1 protein-coding gene is annotated in these 567 nt (G+C 48.7%); it reads left to right on the top strand.

Annotation, left to right across the window (positions count from 1 at the left end):
* A partial coding sequence (locus tag ACTXGO_RS16610) for an FAD-dependent oxidoreductase (protein WP_443575216.1) occupies positions 1 to 567 on the top strand: 567 nt, incomplete at both ends.

Below are 567 nucleotides of genomic sequence, written 5' to 3'. Positions count from 1 at the left end.
GCGCCCTCTTGCAATGAGTCCTTGTGGGCAGAGTCGGTATTTAGTCAGATTAAACGCTTATCTTCTATCGGTACGACAGCAGCGACTTATAGCTGCGCAGGCGTAGTAAAACGCGGCCTGCAGAGCAGTGGCTTTATACTCAAAAAGATAAAAGGCTTTGGCCCAAAGAAAGAGATGCTCACTGCTGAGATTAAAGAAGACGCTGAGCTGTCTAACGATACTTTCATTAAAACAAAACAAGTCAACGAAAAATCCAAACCTAGCCATACCCTTATCATTGGTGCTGGCGTCTCTGGGTTAATGGTCGCTTGGTCACTAGCCAATCGCGGTACGCGGGTCACACTCGTGGATAAAACCGCACCGCTTGCAGGAGCATCTGGCAATCCGCGCGCCCTACTCGCGCCTAAGATGACGCCCATTCATCACGCTGACGAGCATCTGCATACTATCGGTTATCTCTATAGTAGCCGCCTATATCGCGCCCTTAATAAGTTAGCTGCCAAAAATAATAGCGCAGCGGTGCTTGAACCGACAGGCGCGCTTGATTTACTTCTAAAAGCCAATATC

It is taken from the genome of Psychrobacter sp. T6-1 (assembly GCF_052258445.1).
Note: the sequence above shows the minus strand (reverse complement) of the source record. Positions and strands in the feature narration are given on the sequence as shown.